Annotated in this window: 15 protein-coding genes; 4 read left to right on the top strand and 11 right to left on the bottom strand. The window is 71.0% G+C overall.

The genetic code is table 11. The features are described 5' to 3' along the window. Positions 1-47 precede the first annotated feature (47 nt). Both ACWD10_RS02385 and ACWD10_RS02380 read right to left on the bottom strand, forming a co-directional pair. Positions 48-911, bottom strand: a complete 864-nt coding sequence (locus tag ACWD10_RS02385) for an alpha/beta fold hydrolase (protein WP_451086102.1) — start codon at positions 909-911, stop codon at positions 48-50. 524 nt (positions 912-1,435) lie between these two features. Then, positions 1,436-2,128 carry a metal-dependent transcriptional regulator gene (locus tag ACWD10_RS02380; protein WP_451086101.1) on the bottom strand — a complete coding sequence of 231 codons (693 nt, stop codon included), beginning with the start codon at positions 2,126-2,128 and terminating at the stop codon, positions 1,436-1,438. A 241-nt stretch (positions 2,129-2,369) separates the two neighbouring features. Here ACWD10_RS02380 and ACWD10_RS02375 point away from each other — a divergent pair, with 241 nt between their 5' ends. Then, positions 2,370-3,242, top strand: a complete 873-nt coding sequence (locus ACWD10_RS02375) for an SIS domain-containing protein (RefSeq protein ID WP_451086099.1) — start codon at positions 2,370-2,372, stop codon at positions 3,240-3,242. Between the two features lie 210 nt (positions 3,243-3,452). Here the strand turns inward: ACWD10_RS02375 and ACWD10_RS02370 are convergent, their stop codons facing one another. Both ACWD10_RS02370 and ACWD10_RS02365 read right to left on the bottom strand, forming a co-directional pair. Beyond that, positions 3,453-4,874, bottom strand: coding sequence for a PAS domain-containing protein (locus ACWD10_RS02370; RefSeq protein WP_451086097.1), 1,422 nt, complete (start codon positions 4,872-4,874; stop codon positions 3,453-3,455). Between the two features lie 461 nt (positions 4,875-5,335). After that, positions 5,336-6,454: a citrate synthase 2 gene (locus ACWD10_RS02365; protein WP_451086095.1), complete on the bottom strand. Its 1,119-nt coding sequence runs from the start codon at positions 6,452-6,454 to the stop codon at positions 5,336-5,338. Positions 6,455-6,862: 408 nt separating this feature from the next. Here ACWD10_RS02365 and pdxH point away from each other — a divergent pair, with 408 nt between their 5' ends. After that, complete coding sequence (pdxH, locus tag ACWD10_RS02360) at positions 6,863-7,510, top strand: pyridoxamine 5'-phosphate oxidase (protein WP_451086521.1); 648 nt, start codon at positions 6,863-6,865, stop codon at positions 7,508-7,510. 32 nt (positions 7,511-7,542) lie between these two features. Here pdxH and ACWD10_RS02355 read toward each other — a convergent pair whose 3' ends face one another. The 4 genes from ACWD10_RS02355 to ACWD10_RS02340 form a co-directional block, all read right to left on the bottom strand. Then, positions 7,543-8,154 (bottom strand): TetR/AcrR family transcriptional regulator, encoded by a 612-nt coding sequence (locus ACWD10_RS02355; protein ID WP_451086093.1) that lies wholly within the window; start codon positions 8,152-8,154, stop codon positions 7,543-7,545. Beyond that, a complete protein-coding gene (locus ACWD10_RS02350; protein WP_451086091.1) occupies positions 8,142-8,876 on the bottom strand; it encodes an enoyl-CoA hydratase family protein in 735 nt (244 codons plus the stop codon). Before ACWD10_RS02350 ends, ACWD10_RS02355 begins: the two co-directional genes overlap by 13 nt. Next, positions 8,873-10,552 (bottom strand): 4-coumarate--CoA ligase family protein, encoded by a 1,680-nt coding sequence (locus tag ACWD10_RS02345; RefSeq protein ID WP_451086089.1) that lies wholly within the window; start codon positions 10,550-10,552, stop codon positions 8,873-8,875. Before ACWD10_RS02345 ends, ACWD10_RS02350 begins: the two co-directional genes overlap by 4 nt. A 267-nt stretch (positions 10,553-10,819) precedes the next feature. Next, a complete protein-coding gene (locus ACWD10_RS02340; protein ID WP_451086087.1) occupies positions 10,820-11,011 on the bottom strand; it encodes a DUF397 domain-containing protein in 192 nt (63 codons plus the stop codon). Between the two features lie 640 nt (positions 11,012-11,651). Here ACWD10_RS02340 and ACWD10_RS02335 point away from each other — a divergent pair. Then, a complete protein-coding gene (locus tag ACWD10_RS02335; protein WP_451086085.1) occupies positions 11,652-12,020 on the top strand; it encodes a hypothetical protein in 369 nt (122 codons plus the stop codon). 57 nt (positions 12,021-12,077) lie between these two features. Then, positions 12,078-13,373, top strand: a complete 1,296-nt coding sequence (locus ACWD10_RS02330; RefSeq protein ID WP_451086083.1) for a VanZ family protein — start codon at positions 12,078-12,080, stop codon at positions 13,371-13,373. Between the two features lie 276 nt (positions 13,374-13,649). Here the strand turns inward: ACWD10_RS02330 and ACWD10_RS02325 are convergent, their stop codons facing one another. The 3 genes from ACWD10_RS02325 to ACWD10_RS02315 are packed head-to-tail and all read right to left on the bottom strand — an operon-like array spanning position 13,650 to position 18,408. Then, entirely contained in the window at positions 13,650-14,828 is a 1,179-nt protein-coding gene (locus ACWD10_RS02325) for an acyl-CoA dehydrogenase family protein (RefSeq protein WP_451086081.1), read from the bottom strand. Beyond that, positions 14,825-16,783 carry an acetyl/propionyl/methylcrotonyl-CoA carboxylase subunit alpha gene (locus ACWD10_RS02320; protein WP_451086079.1) on the bottom strand — a complete coding sequence of 653 codons (1,959 nt, stop codon included), beginning with the start codon at positions 16,781-16,783 and terminating at the stop codon, positions 14,825-14,827. Before ACWD10_RS02320 ends, ACWD10_RS02325 begins: the two co-directional genes overlap by 4 nt. A gap of 11 nt (positions 16,784-16,794) precedes the next feature. After that, positions 16,795-18,408: an acyl-CoA carboxylase subunit beta gene (locus ACWD10_RS02315; protein ID WP_451086077.1), complete on the bottom strand. Its 1,614-nt coding sequence runs from the start codon at positions 18,406-18,408 to the stop codon at positions 16,795-16,797. Between the last annotated feature and the right edge of the window lie 81 nt (positions 18,409-18,489).

The raw sequence follows: 18,489 nt of genomic DNA, 5'->3' as shown, positions 1-18,489 counted from the left end.
GTCAGGGGCCAGTGGGGAGGCCGGTACGGAGGCCGCTCAGGGGCCGGTCAGGGGCCGGTCAGGACTCCGTCCAGGAATGGTTCGATCGCGGTGCGCCAGCCCTCTGGCTGGTCGTAGTGGACGAGGTGGCCCGCGTCCGGGACCTCCGCGTAGGCGCCGCGGGGCAGCACCCGGACCATCTCCTGGGCCTCGGCGCGGCCGAGTTCGCCGTCGAGGCCGCGGACGACGAGGGCGGGGCAGCGGACGTGGGCCAGCTCTTCCCAGTGCGCGTCGTACACCCAGGTCTCGCGGGCGCGGAGCATCTGGTCGTGGTGGAAGACGGGGCGCCAGCCGTCCTCGCACTCGGTCATGACCTCGGCGTAGAAGGCGCCGCGGGCCGGGTTGGGGCGCTCCACCCAGGGGTCGTCCGCGCCGAACCACTTGCGTACGTCGGCGAGGGTGGCGAAGGGGACGGGCCAGGACTTGAACCAGTCGGCCCACTCGCGCTGGGACGCGGCGCCGAGCGCGGAGGCGCGCATATCGCAGATGATCAGGCCCCGGACGAGGTCGGGGCGGCGGGCGGCGAGCTGCCAGGCGGTCAGCGCGCCCATGGAGTGGCCGATGAGGACGGCGGGGGCGAGGCCGAGCTGGACGAGGGCGGCCTCCGCGTCGTCCACATACGCCTCACGCGTGAAGGGGCCGCCGGGCGGCTTGTCGCTCTGGCCGTGGCCCCGCTGGTCGAGGGCGACGGCGCGGTGCCGCTCGGCCAGCCAGCGTGCGGTTCCGGCCCAGTGGGAGGCGCGGCCCATTAAGCCGTGCAGTAACAGCACGCCCGGCATCTTCTCGACCTCGCCGGTCTTGGGCGGGTCGGCGAACTCCCAGGCGGCCAGGCGTACGCCCGCCGCGCCGGTGATATCGATGCGCCGCACCATTGGTTGGCACCCCCCTTGCTACGGGCCATGGTGGCCGGGGCTCGGCCCCGCGCTGTGTTCCCTGAGTTCCCTGCGTCCCTGCGTTCCCCGCGTCACGCGGTTCCCGGCGTCACACCGGTCCCTGCGTCATGCCGTACGTCCCAACGTACGACCACACTCTCGAACCCCCATTCGAAAATGCGGTTTTCGCCGATAACACCCCTCGTTCGAGTGACCGCCCTCAAGGATTGGCGGGCGCCGCCGAGGGGAGATCTTCAGCGGGAGGCGGGCCGCTCGGGGAAAACGGTCCGAAGGGGATGACCCTGGGAGCTCGGGGCTCCGGGTCAGCACAGGGGAGGACAGGTCCCGGCGCCGCAGGGCGCCGGGGCCCTCTCTTGTTCCGCGGCACGTCGTCCGGGTTCTCCGGATCCTCCGGCACATCTCCCACCCCTCTCCCCCATACAGGGGGATCGTGGCATCGTACGCCCAAGTTCGGACGTACATGGGGTAATTGAGGAAGCCGAGCCGGTGGGCGATCGGTGCGGTCAGCGCTTGGCGACGAAGACGTGCGAGGCGATGTCCCCCTCGAGCTCCGCGGCCTCGCCGCTGCTGCCCACGAGCACCCCGCCCGCGGACTGCGTCACGCTCACCACCGCGCCCGGCTGCACCCCGGCCCGGCGCAGCGTGTACATCAGCTGCGCGTCGGTCTGGATGGGCTCGCCGATGCGGCGTACGACCACGGTCTTGCCCTCGTCCCCGGCGTCCAGCTCGGCCAGGCTGACCAGGCCCTCGTCCAGGAACGGGTCGGCCTCGGCCTTCTCGCCGAGCTCCTCGAGGCCCGGGATCGGGTTGCCGTACGGCGACTCGGTGGGGTGCCGGAGCAGTTCGAGGACGCGGCGCTCGACCGCCTCGCTCATCACATGCTCCCAGCGGCACGCCTCGGCGTGCACCTGCTCCCACTCCAGGCCGATCACGTCGACGAGCAGGCACTCGGCGAGCCGGTGCTTACGCATCACGCGGGTGGCGAGGCGGCGGCCCTCCTCGGTGAGCTCCAGGTGACGGTCGCTGGCGACGGACACCAGTCCGTCCCGCTCCATGCGCGCCACGGTCTGGCTGACCGTCGGGCCGCTCTGATCGAGCCGCTCGGCGATCCGGGCACGCATGGGGACCACACCTTCCTCTTCGAGCTCGAGGATGGTGCGGAGATACATCTCCGTCGTATCGATCAGTCCGGACATACGTGCCCCTCATGCTGTGACAGATGGATCTGGATCGTCCTGCGCTGGCCCTGGCTTTCAATTCTGACGCATCCCACCGACAACCGTGCCGCCTCCGGCTCTCCGGCCCGGATCGGGGGGTGGACGGATGCCTTGGACCAGCGGCGGAAAGCCGTATTGACAGGGTGCTGGTCCAGACCGCAACGTGATCCGCGGCACGCAGCATCCCCCCTCTCCGGCTCCCGGGAAAGGTCCCTCGGCGATGAGCTCCACGAGCGCGAGAAGCGAGAACGGTACCGACCACGGTACGCAGGGCTCGGGCCCGGGTGCGGACAACGGCTCGGGTCGGGCGGGGCACGCGGACCAGGCGGACCGGACGGACCAGACCGACCGGCTCGCCGGGGCGTACTTCGATGCCGCGATCGGGCTGCTCGAGCGGGTGCGCGACGAGGAGGGCGCCGCGCTGGTGCGCGCGGCCCGGATGCTCGCCGACACCGTCGAGGCCGAGGGGCGGCTCTTCGCCTTCGGCGCCGGGCACTCCGGGCTCTCCGCCCAGGACATCGTGTACCGCGCGGGTGGCCTCGCCCTGATGAACCTGCTCGCCGTGCCCGGCACCGTCGGCGTCGACGTCATGCCCGCCACGCTCGGCTCCGCCCTGGAGCGGGTCGACGGACTCGCGGCGGCGGTCCTCGACACCAGCCCGGCGCGTCCCGGCGACGTCCTGGTGATCATCTCCCTGTCCGGGCGGAACGCGCTGCCGGTCGAGATGGCCATCAACGCTCGGGCGCTCGGCCTGAAGGTGATCGGTGTGACGTCGGTGGCGTACGCGTCGGAGACGAAGTCGCGGCATGCCTCGGGGACGTTCCTGAAGGACCACTGCGACCTCGTGCTCGACAGCAAGATCGGGGTGGGTGACGCGGAGCTGACGGCGGAGGGGGTCGCGGCGCCGTTCGGGCCCGCGTCGAGTGTCGTCACGAACGCGTTGCTTCAGGCGTTGATGGCGGCGACCGCGGGGGAGCTGGCCGCGCGGGGTATCGAGCCGCCCGTGCTGCGGTCGGGGAACGTGGACGGCGGGCACGAGTGGAACGGGCGGGTGTTCGCGGAGTACGGGGAGCGGATCTTCTACCGGCGGTAGGGCCGGTGCGGCGGGGCTTAGCGCCTGCGGCCGGATGCTCCCCTACCCCGCCCCTTCCCGACTGTGCCGATGTGCGGCTAACGCCGCGTGGGGGCTCCGCCCCAGACCCCGTATCGCGCTAAACCAGGGGGTGGCGCGTAGCGCCTCGGTTGAGGGCGGTGGTGGGAGACGGGCGGGAGCGCTCGTCCGCAAACGCCGGACAGGCTGTTCCTACCCCTCCCACAACAACCCCGCCAGATCCACCACCCCCGCCACCCGCGTGGCCACGCTCTCCGCGTAGGTCGTGTCCGGGCGATCGAAGGACGGGCGGCTCGCGGTGCGCAGGAAGGTGGCCACGCCCAGGGTGCGGCCTCGGCTGCGGAGGACCGTGCACAGGGCGTGAACCGCGTCCTCCGGCCAGAGGCGGGCCGCCGCCCAGGCGCCGGTCGCGTCGGTACGGGTCGGTGCCACCGAGCCCGCGCTGGCCCGTACCGACGCGGCCCGCTCCACGCAGGTCAGGGCCGGGTGCCCGGCCGTATAGCGCAGGGGCAGACCCGAGCCGTCCGTCGCCGGGATCACCGGGCCCGGGGAACCGGCCGGGGTGGCCGCCGCCCGCACCAGGCGGGGCGGGTCCGCCCCCGCGGCGGTCGGGTCGACCAGGTCGAGCAGGGCGTGGTCCGCGAACCCCGCGAGGGCGAAGTCGAGTTGGACCGTCGCCGCCTCCATCGGGTCCTCGCACTCGGCCGCGGCCCGGGCCGCCCGGTGCAGCTGGTTGCCGCGGAAGCGGAGCTGCGCCGCCTCCTGCTCGGCGGTCTTGGCCTCCGTCACGTCCTGGAACAGCAGGGCCACGCCGAGCGGCACCGGCTCCTCGGCGAGCGGCGAGGCGAGCCGCAGAAAGCCGCTGCGCCAGCACCGCCGCTGCTCGGTGCCGTCCGCCGTACGCACCGCCACCCACAGCTCGGCCGGGGCGGGCGGTGCGCCCTCCGCGAGGACGTGGGTGAACGCGCCCTCCAGCTCCTCGGCGCCCTGGGTGAGCAGTTCGCCGAGCGGGCGGCCGAGCAGGGCGGCGCGTCCGGCGCCGAGCGCACGGGCCGCGTGCGCGTTCACCACGGCGGGCCGCAGATCGGCGTCGACCAGGATCACGCCCCAGGAAGCGTCCTCGAAGAGCGCCTCGCTCAGGGCGATGGACCGCTCCAGGTCTATCTGCGCGTGCACCTCGCTGAACGCGCAGTACACGCCCGCCGGTTTGCCCTCCGGGCCGCGTACGGCGGCGGATTGCGTACGGACGAGAACGCGGCCGCCGTCCTTGGTGAGCAGCGCGAACTCGTGCACCTGGCGGCCGGGCGCGTGCATCGCGCCGAGCAGCCGCTCCTCGACCTGCGCGGCGTCGGCGGTGCGCACCGCCCAGCCCGCGAGGCCGCGCCGCCCCACGGCGTCCGACGCCCGCCAGCCCAGGACCCGCTCGGCCTCCCGGTTCCAGTGCGTGACCACCCCGTCGGCGTCGAACGCGCAGAGCGCGGCGTCCATGCCGTCGAGCAGCGCCGCGAGCAGTCCGCCGTCCCTCGACGATCCGCCGTCCCCTGGCAATCCGCCGCCGCCCGGCTCCTCGGGGTTCGTGGAATCCGTCGTTCCAGTGTGCCGGGAAGCACTCACCTGGCCACCCCCTGCAGGTCGAGTACGCCTGGCGGCATGTACCGCCAGGATCATTCAACTGGAACGTGACGCAGCCCACACAGGGTTTGGTGAAAGAAAAATCGGTTGTACCGCCCGACGGGGGTTCCTAATGTGTGGGGCACACGAGAAGGGAGGTGGTTCGGCAGATGTATGGAAACCGGACGCGTGAGGTGACTGCGGGCTAGCGGCCCGTCGTCGCACCATGTGCGGTGCCGGACCAGCGCGCGAACGATGCGCGCAGCCGGCCCAATCCCATTGCAGTCACCCGACCCGCGGGCCGCCGGTACGTCCGGCCGGCTTTCTCCGTACGCGTACGAGCTGCGCATCCGGAGAAACCATGGCCCGCGGGTCGTCTGCGTCTCAGGCTCGTTCTCAAGGCTTGTTCAGCGCTATCAGGGCTTGTTCAGAGGCTCAGGGCTTGATCAGAGGGCACTCGCGTCTCAGGCGGCGCTGGCCGCGCCGACCGTGCTCTCCTCGTATCCCTCGACCTCCTGCGGGCCGCGCGGACCCGGCCCCACATAGCGGGCCGACGGGCGCACAAGGCGCCCCGTGCGCTTCTGCTCCAGGATGTGCGCGCTCCACCCGGCGGTGCGGGCGCAGGTGAACATCGACGTGAACATGTGCGCCGGTACCTCGGCGAAGTCCAGGACGATCGCCGCCCAGAACTCGACGTTGGTGGCGAGCACCCGGTCCGGGCGCCGGTTGTGCAGCTCGTCGAGCGCGGCCTTCTCCAGGGCCTCGGCGACCTCGAAGCGCGGGGCGTCGAGCTCCTTGGCGGTACGGCGAAGCACGCGCGCCCGGGGGTCCTCGGCGCGATAGACGCGGTGGCCGAAGCCCATCAGGCGCTCGCCCTTGTCGAGGGCCTGTTTGACGTAGGCGGTGGCGTCGCCGGTGCGCTCGATCTCCTCGATCATGCCGAGGACGCGGGAGGGCGCGCCGCCGTGCAGCGGCCCGGACATCGCGCCGACCGCGCCGGACAGGGCCGCCGCCACATCGGCGCCGGTGGAGGCGATGACCCGGGCGGTGAACGTGGAGGCGTTCATGCCGTGCTCGGCCGCCGAGGTCCAGTAGGCGTCGACCGCCTTGACGTGCTTGGGGTCGGGCTCGCCGCGCCAGCGGCGCATGAACCGCTCGACGACCGTGGACGCCTTGTCGATCTCGCGCTGCGGCACCATCGGCAGGCCCCGCCCGCGGGCCGACTGGGCCACGAAGGAGAGCGCCATCACGGCGGCACGGGCCAGGTCGTCGCGGGCCTGCGCCGCGTCGATGTCGAGCAGCGGCTTGAGGCCCCAGACCGGCGACAGCATGGAGAGCGCGGACTGGACGTCGACCCGGATGTCGCCGGAGTGCACCGGGATCGGGAACGGCTCGGCGGGCGGCAGACCGGGGTTGAAGGACCCGTCGACCAGGAGGCCCCACACGTTCCCGAAGGAGACGTGGCCCACCAGGTCTTCGATGTCCACTCCGCGGTAGCGGAGAGCGCCTCCTTCCTTGTCGGGTTCGGCGATCTCCGTCTCGAACGCGACGACTCCCTCGAGCCCGGGTACGAAGTCGGACATCAGGCGGCTCCTCATGAGGTAGGGCGACAGACAATTGCCTTGGTCTTGCGGAGTGTTGGTACGGACCGTCTTGCGGACCTTCTTGCGAAGTTTGTACGGACCGCGGCCGGGTCCGGCAGTGCCTGGGGTCCGGCGTCCTGACCGGTACCCCGGTGATGCCCCGTGCGACGTCAGGTCATCCAGCCAGCAGCGGGTGTCTCGCGACGATATCCCTTAGTGCCATTTTTTGGGAGCCCCAGCGGCACTCAGTGCCACACAGGGGCGGTAACTGTCCACCAAGTGCGGCAAGATGGCGGCGTGACCGATCACTCCGTTGACGCTTCCGGTGACGTTTCCGGCCCTGGCCCTTCCCCCGACGACGGCGCCCCGGGCGCCGCGCTGCCCGCCGATCCCCACGACCCCGCCGCCATGCGGGCGGCGTACCGGGCCGAGGGCCTCAGCGACGAGGACCTCGCCAAGGACCCCATGGAGCAGTTCGCCCGCTGGTTCGCGGCGGCGACGGCCGCGGAGCAGGGCACGCTCTACGAGCCGAACGCGATGGTCGTCTCGACCGCAGACGCCGAGGGCCGCCCCAGCTCCCGTACGGTCCTGCTCAAGGCGTACGACGCACGGGGCTTCGTCTTCTACACCAACTACGCGTCCCGCAAGGCCCGCGAGATCGAGGCGAACCCGGCGGTCGCGCTGCTCTTCCCCTGGCACCCGATCGCCCGGCAGGTAATCGTCACGGGTACGGCGGTGCGCACCGGGCGGGACGAGACGGCGGCGTACTTCCGCACCCGGCCGCACGGCTCGCAGCTCGGGGCGTGGGCGAGCGCGCAGTCGTCGGTACTCGACTCGCGCGAGGCCCTTGACCGGGCGTACGCGGAGCTCGAGGCGCGCTATCCGGAGGGTTCACAGGTGCCGGTGCCGCCGCACTGGGGTGGGTACCGGGTGGTGCCGTCGAGCGTGGAGTTCTGGCAGGGGCGGTCGAATCGGCTGCATGACCGGTTGCGGTATGTGCGGGAGGCGGGGGAAGGGGCGGAGGCTGTGTGGCGGGTGGAGCGGTTGGCGCCCTGAGGGAGTTCTCTCCAGGACGCTGGTCGAGCACCTCAGTCGAGCGCCTGGTCGATGATCTCCGCCCACTGGGCCACCACCCGGCGGCGTCGCACCCCGTCGTCCGTGAGGAGGTTGGCCAGGCCCAGGCCGCGGGCCATGTCGAGGAGGCCCTGGACGGTCTCGCGGACGCCGGGGCGGGACTCGTCCGCGCCGAGGAGTTCGACGGCGATGCGGTGGGACTCGCGTCCGACGCGGGCCTCGAGCTCGGTCACGCGCGCGTGCAGCTGGTCCTCGTTGGAGGCGGCGACCCACAGGTGCAGGGCGGCCCGGAACAGCGGGCCCGTGTAGAGGTCGACCAGGGCCGCCACGACGGCCTTGCGGCTCTGCGCGGCGACCGCCCGCAGCGCGCTCGACCGCTCCTCGGCGACGTACTCGACCGCGGCCGTGAACAGGTCCTCGCGGGTCGGGAAGTGGTGCTGTGCGGCACCCCGCGAGACCCCGGCCCGCTCGGCGACGACGGTCACCGTGGAGCCCGACCAGCCGTGCTCGGCCAGACAGGCGACGGCGGCCTCCAGGAGCCGTCGCCGGGTGGCGCGGCTGCGGTCCTGTTTGGGCTCGCGGCCATCGCGTCCGACACCATCGTTCGTCCAAGTCACAGCACCCACACAGGATCCCGTCGTTCGAGGAATGCGGTCATGCCTTCGCGGGCGTCGGGGGACGCGAACAGCGAGGCCGAGCGCTGCACCAGGTCTTCCGCGTGCTCGTCGAAGGCTTGCAGGACCTTAGCCGTCACCAGGCGCTTGGCCTCCGCCAGGCCCCGCGGAGCCGCCTTGCGCAGCGCGTCGAGCACCGTCTCGACGGCCGCGTCCACGTCGTCCGCGGCCTCGGTGATCAGCCCGGTCGCGGCCGCCGCCGGGGCGTCGAAGCGCTCGCCGGTGAGGTAGTAGCGGGCGGCCGCGCGCGGGTCCATACGGGGCAGCAGGGGGAGCGAGATCACCGCGGGGGCAACCCCGATCCGTACTTCTGTAAAGGCGAAATCCGACTCCCGCGAGGCCAGCGCGATGTCGCAGGCGCCGAGCAGCCCGAGCCCACCGGCCCGCGCATGGCCCGCGACCCGGGCCACGACCGGCTTGGGCAGCTCGACCAGCTGCCGAAGGAGCTCCACGAAGGTGTACGGGCTCGGCGGCTCCTTCAGGTCCGCGCCCGCGCTGAAGGTGCTCCCGGTGTGCGTGAGGACGACCGCCCGTACGTCCGGGTCCTTGGCGCAGTCCGTGAGGGCCTCGGCGAGCGCTCCGACGAGCCCCGCGGACAGGGCGTTGCGGTTCTCGGGCGCGGCCAGGGTGAGGGTGGTGACGCCGCGGTGCTCGGTCATCTGGAGCTGGGTCATGCGTGGGGGTTCCCTTCGGGAGCAGGGGCCGTGGCGGCGGCAGGATCGGTGGCGGTGGTTTCGGCGGCAGCGTCGGTGGCGGTGGTTTCGGCCGGTGCGGGCTGCGGCCGGTCGCGCAGCTGCCTGCGCAGGATCTTGCCGCTCGCCGCCCGCGGCACGGTCGCGATGAACTCGACGCGGCGGATCTTCTTGTACGGGGCGACGCGTTCGGCGACGTACGCCATGACCTCGTCCGCCTTCAGGGAACTGCCCGGCTGCGGGACGACGTACGCCTTGGGGATCTCGGTGCCGTCCGGCTCGTACACGCCGATGACGGCGGCGTCGGCGATGCCGTCGTGGGTCAGCAGCAGGGCTTCGAGCTCGGCCGGGGCGACCTGATACCCCTTGTACTTGATCAGCTCCTTGACCCGGTCGACCACGAACAGCCAGCCCTCGTCGTCGACTTGGCCGATGTCGCCGGTGTACAGCCAGCCGTCCGCGTCGATCATCTCGGCGGTCGCGTCGGGCCGCCCCAGGTAACCCTTCATGACCTGTGGCCCACGGATGGCGATCTCGCCGCGCTCGCCGGGCGCGGCGTCGCGGCCGGGGTCGTCCAGCGACACGAGGCGCATCTCGGTGCCCGGGATGAGCTTGCCGACGGTGCCGGGCGGCGGGTTCGGCGCGTCGTCCGGTACGAGGTGGCAGACGGGCGACAGCTCGGTCATCCCGTACCCCTGGACGACGGCGGGCAGCCCGAGCCGCCGCGCGCAGGCCTCGGCGAGCCGGGCGTCGAGCGGGGCGGCGGAGCTGATCACGCGGCGGACCGAGGACAGGTCGTACTCGGCGACGGCCGGGTGCTTGGCGAGCGCCAGGACGATGGGCGGGGCCACGAACAGGGCGGTGATGCGGTGCTTCTCGATGGCACCGAGGAACGCGTCGAGGTCGAAGCGGGGCAGCACGACGACGGTGGCGCCGTTCCGCAGCGGGGCGTTGACCAGGGCGGTGAGGCCGTAGATGTGGAAGAAGGGGAGCACCGCGAGGATGCGTTCGCCCGGGCCGAGCGGCAGCATCGGGTAGAGCTGGGCGAGGTTGGTGGCGATCGACCGGTGGGTGAGCATCACGCCCTTGGGGATGCCGGTGGTGCCCGAGGAGTACGGCAGGGCGGCGAGGTCCGTGCCCGGGTCGAGGGCAAGGTCCGGCTCAGGGGTCGCGGCGGCGGTGGCGGCGCTCACGAGGTCCGGTATCGAACGGTGTCCGTCTGCCCGGTCGCAGACGAATATCTCCCGTACGCCGCCCGCGAGTTCGGCGGCACGACGGGCGGTATCGAGCAGCGGCGACACGGTGACGATCCAGCGGGCCGCCGAGTCCCGCAGCTGCTGCGCGAACTCCTCGGCGGTGGCCAGCGGGTGGGCGGTGGTGACAGCGGCGCCGGCACGGGTGGCGGCGTAGAAGACGGTGGGGAAGGCGAGGGTGTTGGGACTGTGCAGCGCGAGCACATCCCCCTTCGCGACGCCCACGTCCGTAAATGCGGCGGCGAGGCGGCGGTGCTGGGTGTCCAGTTGGCGGTACGTGAGGGTGGTGCCGGTGAGGCCGTCGATGAGGGCGGGGGTGTCGCCGCGGGTGTGGGCGTGGCCCAGGACGGCGTCGTGGATGGGCTGGTCTACGGGGCTGACGTCTGCGTACTCGCTGCTGAACACGGGGACCTCCCAGGGGGGGGTTGCCGGGGCCGTGCGAGGTGCGTGGTGCGGGTGGGGGTGCGGGTGCGGGTGCGGCTGGACGGTGGGGTTCTCTCCCTACCCACCCGGAGGGTCGCAGCACACACGGAAGCAATCAAGCGTGCATGGTTCTTGCCCTAGGGGGCAGCCCGAGGACCGGTGTCCCATGCGAAAGCGCCCCCTTACGCGCCGGAAGCAATCCGACTTGGGGGCACCTGGATCGTAGGTACGGATGCCTGCGAGCAGCGCTTACAGCTCGCCGAACGCCCCGTCGACCACACTCGCGATGAATGCCTGCCACCTCTCGACAGTGCTGGTCAGTACCGGGCCCGCCTGCTGCTTGCTGTCGCGGGCCCGTCCACCGCTGGCTCCACGCCTCGGGCCACGCGCCTGAACGCCGCACCACGCAAAGGAACGCCTCAGCAGGGATCGGCTGATCAACGGACTGAGCAACGCATGCGCGACCTTATCGCCCTGCTCTAGGCATGGTTAAGCGGCGCAGTCGATCGGGGAGAGGCGCGCATCGGCCGCGCTTGGCCCGGCGTATTCGCGCCAGTTGTGGTCTCAGCCGTCGGATTCGTCCAGCTTCACCCCGGCAACCGTGCGCGGAAGAGGTCACGAACGGTGATTTTCACCAGACTTCGGCCTGCGGTTGCTGGATTCCTGGCCAGCGTGATTCGAACAGAACAAGCCATTCCGGTCTATCCCTGGCAACTTCAGCATTCCTTCCACTTCGCGGCTACTGCGGAGTGGTCGGGGTGCAACACCCCTCCCGGGGGCCTTCCACTTCATGATCGTGTTGAGTCATTGGGTGATCCAGGCTCGACCGGTCGACCTACGCTGATCGTCACGCCTGCTGGTCTGGACCGGACCGGCGAGACGCGCTGTGGCGCGATGGGCGTACAAGTCGGTCACACGGGGGGCTGCGCGCGACGTCTTGACCAGGACGTCGAGGCGCGCTGAAGACCATTCCTGCGCACAGAACCCCTGTCTGCCCTGACTTGCATCTCGATTCGCATGGACAAGGGGAGGAACCACGTCAACTCGACGTAGCCGTGGCCTGGCAGCTGCTGGCCTGTCGGTGGCACTCGCATTCGCCGGTGCGGGAACCGCCTTCGCGGGCACCGGGGGCACGACCAGCACCAAGCTGAGCAACGGGACGCTGTACTTCGAGGCGCGAAACGGATCCGTGGTCTCCGGTAACTCGAGTGTCTTCTACGCCGCCACCAGCTACAAGAAGACCGGCGGGAGCAAGATCACCGCCTACCTCAAGATGTCGACCGAGAACGCTGTGATGAGCAGCCCGAAGAAGACGGTGACGAAGGGCAGAACGATCGACCACTCCTTCGGCGCCAGGTCCATTGCCCGTTGGGCCCCGGACTGCGATGCCGCTGGGCTGCTGGATGCCTCCACGGGCAAGTACTACACGCCCAACGTGTCTTTCTGCTGAGTCAGTTGGTGGTTTCGTGAGGTAGGGCCCCTCCAACTGGGGTCCTACCTTGCCCTCGTGAAAGGGTCGCTCGTGATCGAGGCGTCCATCGGGGCCGTCCCCGGCCTGCTGCTGTCGTTCGGCATCCTCGCCCTGATTCTCGGGGTTCCCACAGCTGTGGTCGCCCGGATGCGTCGAAAGGCCGTGCTCGTACGCGTCCTGTGCGCGGCGAGTGTCGCCGGCATCGTCACGGTGACCCTGCTTCCCACCGAGGGCGGTCCCGTCGGCCAAAAAGCCATCTGCGACGCGAGCGCGCCATGGCCCCAACTGCTCCAGTCTTCCAGCGCGTGGCTGAACGTCGCCCTGTTCGTTCCGGTCGCATTCTTCGCCGTACTCGTTTTCCGGCGCCCCCTCACGGTCGCGGTCGGCGCCGGTGTCGCGAGCGGCGCCGTCGAGTTCGTGCAGGCCGTGAGCTCCATCGGCCGCTCCTGCAGCACAACCGATCTGGTGGCCAACACCACCGGGGCCCTGCTCGGCTCGCTGGCAGCAATGGCGTGGCTCCGGGGAGCTGAACGGGGAACGTGGCAGCTGCGGAAGGACATCTACTGGGGCGCGGCGCTGGCCTCGGTCGGCTGCCTGACCCTGACCGTCATGTTCCAGTCGCAGGTCACCTCCTACACCCCCGTGTCCGAACGGCCGGGCCTCGACGCTGAGCAACAGCAACTCATCGACGCGGACGACTGGATCTCCGAGGCGGCCACGGATGTCTTCGGCGATCAGGTCCAGGTCGAGCAGACGGCCATCGAGAAACGCGCCGGGCACCGGGTCGTCACGGCGATCACCGACCAGGGGGAGATCTCCGGCTGGTGGCCCGAGAAGAAGCTGGAGCAGGCCGCCTTCACCGACAACAAGGCCGAACCCGGACCGCTAGGAAAAGAGCAGGCCACGGTAATCGGGGCCCGATTCGCCGAGAAGTGGTTTTCTGAAGAGGTCAGGGGAGCGAAGCGGACCGTCCGCGTCAGTGGTACGGGCGATACCGCCGTCTACATGATCTCTTACCGGCGTTACAGCAAGGGCCTCATGATGCCCCTGCGCCTGAACGTCACCGTGACCTCCGCAGGGCGAATCCTCAACTTCACCGCCCGCGCCGTGAAGGATCCCGTGCTGCCCGCGGTCACCATCACCCGTGACAGGGCGGCGCAACTCGCGCACGAGGCCACCGGCAAGTCCGTCGAGGCGGCGGTGCTCCTCGCCCAGAACGTCAAGCACGAGGGATGGCGACCCGTCTGGATGATGGGCGTGGGGAACAGCGATGTCTTCATCGATGCCGCCAACGGACAGCAGATAGCCCCGCAAGACCTGATCCGTCCGTGAGCGGGGCGCGCAGGAACCAGGACGGACCGCTCAGTCATACGACACGCCGGTGTCAGGAACCAGGGGCAAATAGACCGTCGGCCCCACTTGCTCAGTACAGCGCGAGGCGGTGCTCGGCGGCCTACTCATCGGCGGGGGCGAGGAGAACGGCTGTATCTCCCGGGAGGGAGCGCGGCCCCGAGCTCGCCGAGGCGCAGCACGGACGGTAGGAGCGACCGTCGGCTGACGGCCCACTCTGGCGGGCGGGGGCCCGAGGGGTGGGGGATGGGGGCGGGCTCAGTACGACTTCGGCAGCCCGAGCGTCTGATGGGACACATAGTTCAGGATCATGTCCCGGCTCACCGGAGCGATCCGGGCCACCCGGGACGCCGTGATCAGGGACGCTAGGCCGTATTCGCGGGTCAGACCGTTGCCGCCCAGCGTGTGGACCGCCTGGTCGACCGCCTTCACGCATGCGTCGCCCGCCGCGAACTTCGCCATGTTGGCCGCCTCCCCGGCCGCCACATCGTCGCCCGCGTCATACAGGTACGCCGCCTTCTGCATCATCAACCGGGCCAGTTCCAGGTCTATATGGGCCTGGGCCAGGGGATGGGCGATGGCTTGGTGGGCGCCGATGGGCTGCTTCCAGACCGTGCGGTCCTTCGCGTACGCCACCGCCCGCGCGACCGCGTACCGCCCCATCCCGACCGCGAACGCCGCCGTCATGATCCGCTCGGGGTTGAGCCCGGCGAAGAGCTGGAGCAGCCCCGCGTCCTCGTCGCCGACGAGCGCGTCCGCGGGGAGCCGCACCTCGTCCAGGACCAGCTCGAACTGCTTCTCGGGGGCCTGGACCTCCATGTCGATCCGGTTGAACTGGAAGCCCGCCGCTTCCCTGTCCACGATGAACAGGCATGGCTTCAGTTTGCCCGTCCGCGCGTCCTCCGTCCGGCCCACGATCAGCGTCGCGTCCGCGATGTCCACGCCGGACACGAAGACCTTGCGGCCCGTGAGCAGCCAGTCGCCCGTCTCCTGGTCGCGGCGCGCCGTCGTCGTGATGCGGTGCGAGTTGGAGCCCGCGTCCGGCTCCGTGATGCCGAAGGCCATGGTGCGGCTGCCGTCCGCGAGCCCCGGCAGCCAGGCGCGCTGCTGCTCCTGGGTTCCGAAGCGGGCGATGACCGTGCCGCAGATCGCCGGGGAGACGACCATCATCAGGAGCGGGCTGCCTGCGGCGCCCAGTTCCTCCAGGACGATGGACAGTTCGGCGATGCCGCCGCCTCCGCCTCCGTACTCCTCGGGCAGGTTGACCCCGAGATAGCCGAGCTTGGCGGCCTCGGCCCACAGCTCGTCGGGGTGGGATTCGGAGCGGACGACGTTCGTCATGTAGTCGCGGCCGTAGCGGTTTCCGAGTGCGGCCACGGCGGCGCGCAGGGCCTTGTGCTCTTCGGTCTCGATGGCCGGACGTACGACAGGGCTCATGGGGTGTCCTCCTGGATCTCCTGGGTCTCCTGTACGACGGCGAGCAGGGCGCCGAGTTCGACCTGGCGGCCGGGCTCGGCGTGGAGCGCGGTGAGGGTGCCGGAGACCGGAGCGGCGATGCGGTGCTCCATCTTCATGGCCTCCAGCCAGAGCAGCGGCTGCCCGGCCGTGACCGCGGCGCCTTCGGCAAGGCCGTCGGCGACCCGGACGACGGTGCCGGGCATCGGGGCGAGCAGCGAACCGGGGTCCCGATGCGCGGCCGGGTCCGGGAAACGGGGCAGGGCGGTGAGCGCGGTGCCGTTGACGTACACCCGGGAGCCGTAGCGGGATACGGCGAACCGGCGCCGTACGCCCTCGGCTTCGAGCACCACCAGACCGGGGCGGGCCTCGACGACCCGTACCCCGTCGGCCGAGAAGCCGGTCCGCGTGTGCGCGTACCGCACCTCCCACTCGGCCCCGTCCGGCTCCGTCCGGTACCGCTTCACCTGCGGCTGCGACGGCAGATTGCGGTAGCCGCCGAACCGGGAGCGGCCGCAGGCGTCGGCGAGCGCGGCGGCGAGCGGCGCGTGCGGGTCGGGGGCGGCGGCGGTCAGCTCGTCGAGGTGACGGTCGTAGAAGCCCGTGTCCATGCGTCCCGAGGCGAACTCGGCGTGGCGCAGGGAACGGACAAGGAGGTCCCGGTTCGTGGCCGGGCCGTGTACGTCGGCCCGCTCAAGCGCCCCGGCGAGCTTGCGCAGCGCGGCCGCGCGCGTGGGGGCGTACGCGATCACCTTGGCGAGCATGGCGTCGTAGTGCACGCCGATGGTGTCTCCGTCGGTGTATCCGGTGTCCAGCCGAAGGTGGCCATCAGCCGCTTCGCGGCGGGCCCCGGGGACCGCGAGCCGGTGCAGGGTGCCGGTCTGCGGGGCCCAACCGGCCGCCGGGTCCTCGGCGTACAGGCGCGCCTCCACCGCGTGCCCGCGGGGCGCGGGCGGCTCCGCGGCAAGGGGCTCGCCCTCGGCGACGGCGAGCTGCAGAGCGACCAGATCGAGCCCGAACACGGCCTCCGTGACGGGGTGTTCGACCTGGAGCCGGGTGTTCATCTCCAGGAACTGGGCGTCGCCGTCCGGCCCGACCAGGAACTCGACCGTGCACGCGCCGACGTACGCCGTCGCCTTGGCCGCCCGTACCGCCATCGCGTACAAGGACTCGACGAGCCCGGGCGCGAGGCCCGGCGCGGGCGCCTCCTCGATGACCTTCTGGTGGCGGCGTTGAAGGGAGCAGTCCCGGGTGCCGAGCGGCCATACGGTGCCGTGCGCGTCGGCGAGTATCTGCACCTCGACGTGGCGCCCGCCCTCGACATACGGCTCGACGAACACCTCTCCGTCCCCGAAGGCGGAAGCGGCCTCGGCCCGCGCGGCCGCCAACTCCCCCTCCAGGTCCCCCATTTCGCGTACGACGCGCATGCCGCGCCCGCCGCCACCCGCGGCCGCCTTCACGAGTACGGGCAGGTCGGCGGCGGTCAGGCCGTCTACCGCAAGGGACGGGACTCCCATCAGCTCCTTGGCCCGCGTCTTGGACGCCATCGCCTCGATGGCCTCCGGCGGCGGCCCGATCCAGCGCAGGCCCGCGTCCGTCACGGCCCGCGCGAAGTCGGCGTTCTCGGAGAGGAAGCCGTACCCGGGGTGGATCGCGTCGGCGCCCGCGGCCTGCGCGGCGTTCACGATCAGGTCGCCGCGGAGATACGCCCGCCCGTCACCCGACCGCCGCCCCTCATCGAGGCGCTTCGCGCCGCCGCACAATCCGGCGGGGGCCGCACCCGGGATGCGTACCGCCGTATCGGCCTCGCGTACGTGCAGCGCGTCCGCGTCGGCGTCGGAGTACACGGCGACCGTGGCGATGCCGAGATCCCGGCAGGTGCGGAAGACGCGGCAGGCGATCTCACCACGGTTGGCCACCAACAGCCTGGAAATCATGGTTACTTGCCTCACATCCTGAAGACGCCGAAGCCGCCGCGGGCGCCCTCGACCGGAGCCGTGTGGATCGCGGACAGGCACAGGCCCAGGACCGTCCTCGTGTCCCTCGGGTCGATGACCCCGTCGTCGTAGAGCCGCCCGGACAGGAACATCGGCAGCGACTCGGCCTCGATCTGCTGCTCCACCATGGCGCGCAGGTCGGCGTCGGCCGCTTCGTCGTACGGCTGCCCCTTGGCCTCCGCGGACGCCCGGGCGACGATCGAGAGCACGCCCGCGAGCTGCTGCGGCCCCATCACGGCCGACTTGGCGCTCGGCCAGGCGAACAGGAACCGGGGGTCGTAGGCGCGCCCGCACATGCCGTAGTGCCCGGCGCCGTACGACGCCCCCATGAGGACGCTCAGATGCGGCACGCGCGAGTTCGAGACCGCATTGATCATCATCGCGCCGTGCTTGATGATGCCGCCCTGCTCGTACTCCTTGCCGACCATGTAGCCGGTGGTGTTGTGCAGGAAGAGGAGCGGGATATCGCGCTGATTCGCCAACTGGATGAACTGGGCGGCCTTTTGGGACTCCTCGCTGAAGAGCACGCCTTGGGCGTTGGCGAGGATCCCGACGGGGTAGCCGTGAAGCCGCGCCCACCCGGTGACGAGACTCGAACCGTACAAGGGCTTGAACTCATCAAAATCGGACCCGTCCACGATCCGGGCGATCACCTCGCGCGGGTCGAACGGGGTCTTCAGGTCTTCCGGCACCATCCCGAGCAGTTCGTCCGGGTCGTATTTGGGCGGCTGTACGGCAACCGGATCCGGATCGGCATGCGCCTTGCGCCAGTTGAGCCGGGCGACGACCCGGCGGGCCTGGCGCAGCGCATCCGGCTCGTCGGCGGCGAGGTGGTCCGCGAGCCCGGACGTACGGGCGTGCATCTCGGCGCCGCCCAGCGACTCGTCGTCGCTCTCCTCGCCGGTGGCCATCTTGACCAGGGGCGGGCCGCCGAGGAAGACCTTCGCCCGCTCCTTCACCATGATCACGTGGTCGCACATGCCGGGCACGTACGCACCGCCCGCGGTGGAGTTGCCGAAGACCACGGCGACGGTCGGGATCCCGGCGGCCGACGACTGGGTGAGGTGCTTGAACAGCGCCCCACCCGGAATGAAGATCTCCTTCTGCGAGGGCAGGTCGGCGCCGCCGGACTCCACGAGGTGGATGGAGGGCAGGCGGTTGGCGTGCCCGATCTCATGGGACCGGAATGCCTTCTTCAGGGTCCACGGGTTGCTCGCGCCGCCGCGTACGGTCGGGTCGTTGGCGGTGATCAAGCACTCCACGCCCTCGACCACACCGATGCCGCAGACCATGGCGGCGCCCACTGTGTACTCGGGGGAGGCGCTGCCCCAGGCGGCGAGCGGGGAGAGTTCGAGGAACGGCGTATCGGGGTCGAGGAGCAGCTCGATGCGTTCCCGGGCGAGCAACTTCCCGCGCTTCCGGTGCCGTTCGACGTATTTCTCGCCGCCGCCCGCGAGGGCCTTGGCATGCTCGGCGGCCAGCTCGTCGAGCTTGCCGAGCATGGCCTCGCGGCGCTCGGTGTACTCGGGGCTCGCGGGGTCGAGGGCGGACGGCAGCACCGTCACAGCACGCCTCCGGCTACAGACGGTAGGCTTTTCATTGCGCTGAGCGAGAACCAAGCCAGCACAGCAACTCCCTTGCTTGCA

The sequence above is a fragment of the Streptomyces sp. NPDC002851 genome, assembly GCF_053591935.1.
Note: the sequence above shows the minus strand (reverse complement) of the source record. Positions and strands in the feature narration are given on the sequence as shown.